Annotated in this window: 6 protein-coding genes, 1 tRNA gene and 1 rRNA gene; 2 read left to right on the forward strand and 6 right to left on the reverse strand. The window is 30.7% G+C overall.

What is annotated here, in order from left to right:
* Positions 1-149: 149 nt before the first annotated feature.
* Positions 150-596 (forward strand): hypothetical protein, encoded by a 447-nt coding sequence (locus BLV79_RS08360; RefSeq protein ID WP_074718026.1) that lies wholly within the window; start codon positions 150-152, stop codon positions 594-596.
* A gap of 336 nt (positions 597-932) precedes the next feature.
* Here BLV79_RS08360 and BLV79_RS08365 read toward each other — a convergent pair whose 3' ends face one another.
* Entirely contained in the window at positions 933-3,041 is a 2,109-nt protein-coding gene (locus BLV79_RS08365; protein ID WP_074718028.1) for a cyclic nucleotide-binding domain-containing protein, read from the reverse strand.
* A gap of 547 nt (positions 3,042-3,588) precedes the next feature.
* Between BLV79_RS08365 and BLV79_RS08370 the strand changes: the two genes are divergently transcribed.
* Positions 3,589-4,449: a class I SAM-dependent methyltransferase gene (locus BLV79_RS08370; RefSeq protein WP_074718030.1), complete on the forward strand. Its 861-nt coding sequence runs from the start codon at positions 3,589-3,591 to the stop codon at positions 4,447-4,449.
* Positions 4,450-4,712: 263 nt separating this feature from the next.
* On the opposite strand, the gene BLV79_RS08375 is transcribed toward BLV79_RS08370, so the two are convergent.
* The 5 genes from BLV79_RS08375 to BLV79_RS08395 form a co-directional block, all read right to left on the reverse strand.
* Positions 4,713-5,654: a magnesium transporter CorA family protein gene (locus BLV79_RS08375; protein WP_074718032.1), complete on the reverse strand. Its 942-nt coding sequence runs from the start codon at positions 5,652-5,654 to the stop codon at positions 4,713-4,715.
* Positions 5,647-6,156, reverse strand: a complete 510-nt coding sequence (locus BLV79_RS08380; protein WP_074718034.1) for a GNAT family N-acetyltransferase — start codon at positions 6,154-6,156, stop codon at positions 5,647-5,649. The genes BLV79_RS08375 and BLV79_RS08380 overlap by 8 nt, the downstream gene beginning before the upstream one ends.
* A gap of 101 nt (positions 6,157-6,257) precedes the next feature.
* Positions 6,258-7,346 (reverse strand): tryptophan--tRNA ligase, encoded by a 1,089-nt coding sequence (trpS, locus tag BLV79_RS08385; protein WP_074718035.1) that lies wholly within the window; start codon positions 7,344-7,346, stop codon positions 6,258-6,260.
* A gap of 513 nt (positions 7,347-7,859) precedes the next feature.
* A tRNA-Trp gene (locus tag BLV79_RS08390) sits at positions 7,860-7,930 on the reverse strand.
* A gap of 65 nt (positions 7,931-7,995) precedes the next feature.
* Positions 7,996-8,227, reverse strand: a 23S ribosomal RNA gene (locus tag BLV79_RS08395); the annotation flags it as partial.

Consider the following 8,227-nt stretch of genomic DNA (forward strand, 5'->3'; position numbering starts at 1 on the left):
TACTAACAATATACTTTCAAACCGCCTAATCTATATCATTATTTTACTTTAGCAGAAAAATTCTTTCAACATTTCTCTCAAAAAATTTGTTGTTTTTTAATTACAATTTTCTTATAATAAATAAGAATTTAATGAAAGAAGGTTTTACAATGAAATTTACTACAATTAATGAATTACAAAATTTTGATTTTCACGATGCTAATATTAATGGTATTCGTTTTTCGCTCGACAATTTAATTTTACATTTAGATAATGTGAAAATTTTACCAACAAATACAACAAATCGCGACATTCGAACAATGCGCACTAACAATCTTTTTTTAACATTAGAAAAATCATCCATTATCAAATTTATAAATGAGGGATATAAAATATATGACCCTAACGGGAAACTAATGTCCACCGTAGAAGATTCTCCAATATCTGAAGAAAACTATAAAAAAGCATTTGAAGATCTTGCTTCATGCACAATTAACAACATTGAACAAAACGACAACATTTATACTATTTCAATTGACACAGAAGACCATACATATTTACTTTGCGTCAAATGTCAACGCAATTTAGAAGACTGGGATAAATATTTCAATTTATAGAATACTTTTTTTATTTTTTATTGTTTATTCTTTAGTTACACATTAATTTTGTGTGTTACAACTTTTTAATTCAATTCTATGAATAAAAACACTACAATGATGGTCCCATAAACAAGTTTCCAACTAAGTCTATGCGGACCATCAACTATATATAAACTATACTTACATAGTATAGATTTCTATATACGATTTTACTGTTCTTTACTACTTATTCACCACATTTTATTCACTGCATTTTATTCACTACATTTTTACTTTACTACTTCTCTCATCACATTTCTCCCTTGCAACAAATATTTCGTATCATTCATCCAACTACTTTACTGTTAATTATGCTTAAAGTTTCAAGAAATTTTCTTGCAGATTTACTTCTTCAGGAATATCAAATCCTTGTGTCTGAATTTTCTTTATAACATTGTTCACCAAACTTTGCTGTGTAGCAATATTACTTTCATACTTTGCAATCACATCCTTGTACTGCGGATTGTCTTTTAATTTATTCCTAATATCTTTTGAAAAAGCACAATATGTCGCCAAAATTCCTCTTGTAATCTTATTTAATCTAAGCGAACCTGCCACCTCATATTTCATATAAGTCATATAGTCTGCAATAAAAACATTTCTAAAATTATTTGAATACTTTTTCAACTGTAACTTTAGTTTTTCCTTCTGTTCTGTAGATAACTGTGAATTCTTTTTATAAAATTGTAAGTAATCACAATATTCTGCTGTCAATGATGGGTCTTTTATATTATTCCAATATGCCCCCTGAACTGTTTTACACATTTCCCAACGATATTCTCCACAAATTCTCAAAAAGCTTATTTCTACATCCTCAAAATGGAAAATCGAAACAATCATTCTCGCTGGAGTTGCTCGTCTTCTACCTTCAATTTCCTGCCACATACTTGTTCTACTTCCTAAATTAGGGAATAAAATCACATATGGCATAACCTCTTTTTGTACATAAAGCTGTGTAATTCCCTTTGCAGTATCAGAAAAAACTGTTTCTCTATAGAACAAACTATAGTCAATGCCTTTAATCTTATTTAAGGTTTCTCTAACAACTTCTTTTGACATATAGGCCACATCTAACGGTTTTTGTACATTTTCTTTGTCAAAAATTGGATTAAAAACTGAAATTCTTCCAAATGACATTCTATTTCCTAATGTAAAAAAGTTCTTTATCTCAAATTCTAACTTTTTCTCATTATTATCTATCATTTCATTGTATTCTTTTTCTGAAATCTCTCCATGCGATTTTTGTTCTCTAAGAAACGTTGCATAATCTGCATCAAACTCATTCCTTGAAGGTTCAACTTCTCCATTATAAATCAACCGCAGCCATTCCATTAAAGTAACAATCTTTCCCTCTTCATCTGGCTCATAAGATTTTGCAATTCTGTACAATTCCTTAGTATATTCCTCCCCAGCCAGCTCCTCATCAATAAAACCAAACATCAAAAACATCGTAACTTCAATTGGTGCCTCACCCTCATCAACTGTTTTCTTAAAAACATCTGTATAAACTCTATAAAAATCTTTAGCAATATCTCTTCGTATAACTCTCATTTCGTCTGAAGCATCTACTCTATTAGGTGATGATTTATATTGTTCAACGCTTTCCTTAAATCTATTTTTAACTTCTACATCTATATTTGCATATTCCAAAATTGTATCAATTGCATTAACAATTGATACGTTTTCATCATCTTCTACAGAATCTCTCTTTAACTGTTCCGATTTTGCCTTTACCTTTGTAAAAACTGATTTAAAATTGGCGGTCATTTTTGCAAAGTTATTGTTAAAATCAAAAATATACTTACTCTCTTCTAATATATTTCTAAACAAAGTAGTATTAACAAGAACCGCTCCACTACAAATTGTTGCATCCAAACCATAAAAACCTTCACGAATCTTTGCATCATTTTTATATAAAGCAATCACAAAATCAGCTCGCCAACTATTAATTATTTCACTTTTCTTTATTTCTTCTATATTATATAACTCTAAAAAAGTCCTTGTTGGTTCCCCTGTCAACATACATAAGGTTGGATATTCTTTTTCATCTTTTCTCAATTTTTCTATATCTTGAACCAATTTTTCATATTTTTTCTTTAAGTTAAGATAAGCATTACAAGAAAGCTGAACCATCTGAGATGCTAATACACTAGAAATCTTTGGATTCGATAATACAGCATTTTCAATATCCTTATCCGACTCATACTTATAACTATAAATTGTTGCATCAGTCAAAGCCTGATAAGTACAAACGTATTTTTCCGCAGGCTTCTCTCCTACACCTAAAATACCACCTGTTGAAATACTTATATTGATATAGTCAGAAAACATCCTAATTGATCCTTTCAAAACAATTTCAATTGTTTTAACATCATCATCACTTCCATGTATAATCTGTCCCTTTTTAATCTCAATTAGACTCATTCTAGATTCTTCCTTCCTTTTTATACATTAAACCTGAACCACATTCCTTCTATAAATAAAACTCTGCTCTTTATAACACAACTTTTTGCAAAATAAAGTTTCACTCTTATATACTCATATTCCCTAAACAAATTAAACTTTTTGCAAAATACACATCCCACTCCCTCACCTCAAAGATTATATCGGTATCCAATTTTTCAAACATTACTCTAATGCCACAAACAAGTATTTTTATACTCTATTTAATAATTTTTATGTATTTTTAATGCAAAAAAAATTGACGTAGACTCTATATAACATTATAATTGAAATTGCGTATTTTTATGAATACAATATAAAATAGTTTTGTTTAAGAATAACTTAATTGGCTATCTGAATCATTTAATATCAAATTGATATAATGTCATTTAATATTATTTTAGAATAAACTAATATTTACTAGATCTCAATTTGAGATTTTTTATAATTTATTTGAAAATCATTACATCTTTTAAATATAATTCACAAAATTATAATTTCAGACGATTACACGAAAGGAGATTTACATATGTGGGTTGCTGATAATTGGAAAGACTATAATGTCTTAGATTGTTCAAGAGGAGAAAAACTAGAGCGCTGGGGAGATTACATCCTTGTTCGTCCTGACCCTCAAGTCATTTGGGATACCCCTAAAAAAAGTAAAGGCTGGAAAAAGAAAAATGGTCACTATCACAGAAGTTCAAAAGGTGGCGGCGAATGGGAATTTTTTAATCTTCCAGAGCAATGGAGCATTAACTACAAAAACTTAACATTTCAATTAAAGCCTTTTAGCTTTAAACATACAGGATTGTTCCCAGAACAAGCTGTAAACTGGGATTGGTTTTCAGAAAAAATTAGAAAAGCTAATCGTCCAATAAGGGTTCTAAATCTTTTCGCATATACAGGTGGTGCTACTCTCGCAGCCGCTGAAGCTGGTGCACAAGTTACTCATGTCGACGCCTCTAAAGGCATGGTTGCATGGGCCAAGGAAAATGCAGTATCTTCAGGTCTCGCCGATGCACCAATACGTTGGCTTGTCGATGACTGTGTTAAATTCGTAGAACGCGAAATACGTCGTGGACATCACTATGATGCCATAATAATGGATCCACCTTCATATGGCCGTGGTCCCAAAGGAGAAATTTGGAAAATAGAGGACAATATTTATAATTTAATAAAATTATGTACTCAAATTTTAGTTCCAAATCCTTTATTCTTCCTTGTAAACTCATACACTACAGGATTACAGCCCGCTGTTTTAAAATATATGATTACAACCGCATTAAAAGATTTTCCTGGCACAGTAACAGCAGATGAAATCGGCCTTCCAGTTTATTCAACTGGTTTAGTTCTTCCTTGTGGTGCAAGTGGACGTTTTGAAGGAAAATAATCGGCATTATTCGATACACACTTTCAAAAAGCCATCAACAAATCTATAAAAATAAAAGGATAAATTATTCATATTAATAATATTAGCTAATCTTTAAGCTAATTTACAATATTGAAATTATTTATCCTTTTTATTATATATTTCTATTATATATATATATTATCTCTATTATATATATTATTTCTATTATATATAATATATATTCTTCCTATTATATATTTCTAATAAGAAAATTTTTTTTGCGTTATTTATCTTAAAACAACCTAAAGCATTTTTTTCTTTCTCAAAATCAAGATTAGTATTACGCATATCACAATTGTCAAAAATATAATAATTGAAAATCCATGTGTAGTTTTTGCTAAAGGCATCCACTTAACATCAACATTCATTCCATAAATTCCAGATATTACAGTTGGAACTGCCATTATTAAAGTTACGGATGTAAGTGTTTTCATAACTGTATTCAATCTATTATCAAGAACAGAAGACATCAATTCTCTTGTTCCTTGTACAATATCTCTATATATACTTGTCATCTCAAAGGCCTGCTGATTTTCAACTATAACATCTCCTAATAATTCCTTATCTTCAGGATACTGTTCAAGTCGTTTATATCTTGTTAATCTATCTAAAACTACACCGTTTGCTCTAAGGGATGTTGCAAAATAAACCAATGTTGATTCTAATTCATGTAAAGCAATTAAATCTTCTTCTCGTGTATCGTTTCCAACTCTTTCTTCTATCTCCGTCCTCATTTTATCAATCACGCGAAGATCACTTTGATAAAGAGCTGCTGTTCTATATAAAATCTGGTACACAAACCTAAGTTTTTTCTTGGTCGAAAACTCCCTAACTCTATTTTGAATAAACGTATGTAAAACAGGCGTATCCTCTGTACATATTGTAACAATCTCATCTGCAGTTAAAATTATTCCTAAAGGTATAGTTGTATATGATTCTTTTTCATGTCGGATCTCAATTGTTGGAATATCCACTAAAATCAAAGTATATCCATCCTGTAATTCAATACGCGAACTTTCTTCTTCATCCAATGCGGCCAAAACATCTTCTATATCAAGGTTTAGCTGTTCTGCAACATATTGCCCTTCGGACACAGAAGGATTAATCATTTGAACCCATACTCCATTTCCGATTTCTTTTTCTTCATGAATCAACTTATTATCAGTTTTATAATACTTAACCATTCATTTCATCTCTTTCATATATGATCTGATAAATTTTTAAATCCAACCACTTGCCGAATTTAAAACCTACTTTCTTAAGTTCCCCACAATATACAAAATCGAATTTTTCATGCAATTTACAACTTATTATATTTTCACCTGTAATTAAAGAAACTACAGTATTAATCTTCTTATTTTTCTTTGCAAAATCAAGAATAAATTGCATCAACCTTGTTCCTACACCCTGACCTCTATAGTCCTTGTGCAAATAAATTGATATTTCCACACTACCATCAAAAGCCTTTCTATCTCTATACCTAGACAATGAAACATATCCAGCGACAACGCCATCAATCTCTTCTACAAATATAGCATACGGATCATTAAGATGTTCTTCAAACCATTTTTTCCTATCATCAAAATCCTTCTCTTCTGTGTCAAATGTTGCAACTGTATTAATTATTGCATCATTATAAATATTCATTAAACATTCTAAATCTTCATGTTTTGCTCTACGTATCATAATGTAACTTCCTATAATCCTTCTAAAAAATTATAAACCAATATAAAATTGTCTAGTACAAACTCCACACACATTTTATATCGGTTTATTAAAGTCTTTAACTACTTAGAAGCATATTTTTCACAATGTTTTCTAATTAACTCTTCATCTTCGAAATAGTTAATTTTCATCATATCTTTTACTTCTTTCATTGTTTGAGCTGCTTTTTCTCTTGCAACGATACTTCCTTCTTTTAAAATATCATATACTCCAACAATGTCTTTCTCATACTCACTTCTTCTTGCTCTAATTGGTGATAACTCTTCTTGCAAAACATTATTTAAGAATTTTTTAATTTTAACATCTCCTAGTCCACCTCTTTGATAATGTGCCTTCATTTCATCAAGACTGTTATAATCCTTAGCGTACTCATCAATATGACCTTGATTACAAAAAGCATCAAGATACGTAAATACTGTATTTCCCTCAATATGACCAGGATCAGAAACTTGAATATGTTCTGGATCAGTGTACATACTCATTACTTTCTTTCGTACATCTTCCTCCGTATCTGATAAATAAATACAATTGCCTAAAGATTTACTCATTTTTTGTTTACCATCAATTCCAGGTAATCTCATACAAGCATCATTTTCTGGCAAAATCACTTCTGGCTCTACTAAAACCTCTCCATAGACTGAATTAAATTTTCTAACAATTTCCCTAGCCTGCTCAATCATAGGCAATTGATCTTCACCAACTGGAATTGTTGTAGCTTTAAATGCTGTAATATCAGCAGCTTGACTAATTGGATAAGTAAAAAATCCAACTGGAATACTAGCTTCAAAATTTCTCATTTTAATTTCGTTTTTAACAGTAGGATTTCTTTGTAATCTAGAAACAGTTACTAAATTTGCATAAAAAAATGTCAACTCTGTTAATTCTGGAATCTGAGATTGTACAAAAATTGTTGCTTTTTTAGGATCGATTCCACACGATAAATAATCTAAAGCAACTTCTATAATATTCTGTCTAATTTTTTCTGGATTATCAAAATTATCTGTTAATGCTTGTGCATCTGCTATCATTATATATATTTTATCAAACTCTCCACTATTCTGAAGTTGTACCCTTCTCTTTAAAGAGCCTGCATAATGTCCTACATGTAATCTTCCCGTTGGTCTATCTCCTGTTAAAATTATCTTCTCCATATCTTTTCTCCTTATACGATTATTTTTTATATTTTTATTTCTATAGAATTTGTTCTATATGTTTTATATTCCTCAATATAGCTGTTACATTATTAATCCACAAAATAAAAAAACTCTTATCACATGGATAAGAGTAAATAGCCACCTGTGTAAATACTATAACATACCATCATATGTCTTGCTATAACGGTGCAAAACCGTCGAGAACTAATCACATTTATAATAAAATTTCTTTCCTGCTTTGTTCACGCCCTCATGAGTCCATTCAATATATCTCAACTGTCACTTTCCCACCACCAGTAACTCTCTGTAAATCTACCAACATATTTACTACTCTCAATCATCAGTTTATCTTACCTCATTATAGTATCAGTATTTATATTTATTGTCAAGAAAGATAAACCCTTTCTCGTCTATTTCAAATTATTCATTTGATCTTTTATTTGATTTTTCATTTAATTTCACCAAAAGTATTATATATAAAAAAAGAAGTACTTAAAAAGTACTTCTTCACAGGGGTGGAAGGAATCGAACCCTCCTCTGGAGTTTTGGAGACTCTTATTCTACCGATGAACTACACCCCTACATCTTTTTTTATTTTTCATATATCTTCAAAACTTCATACAAGCTTTTCTCTTTGAAAACCTTTTTGGTCAAGCCTTCGTCCTATTAGTAACAGTCAGCTACATACATTACTGTACTTCCACCTCTGCCCTATTTACCTGTTAGTCTCTCAGGGGTCTTATCTCCTTTTGGAGGGGATATCTCATCTTGAGGGGGGCTTCACGCTTAGATGCCTTCAGCGTTTATCCCTTCCGAACTTGGCTACTCTGCTATGCCGTTGGTCGACAACAGATACACCAGTGGTTCGTCCATCCCGG

Source organism: Lachnobacterium bovis DSM 14045, assembly GCF_900107245.1.
GTDB classification, from domain to species: domain Bacteria; phylum Bacillota; class Clostridia; order Lachnospirales; family Lachnospiraceae; genus Roseburia; species Roseburia bovis.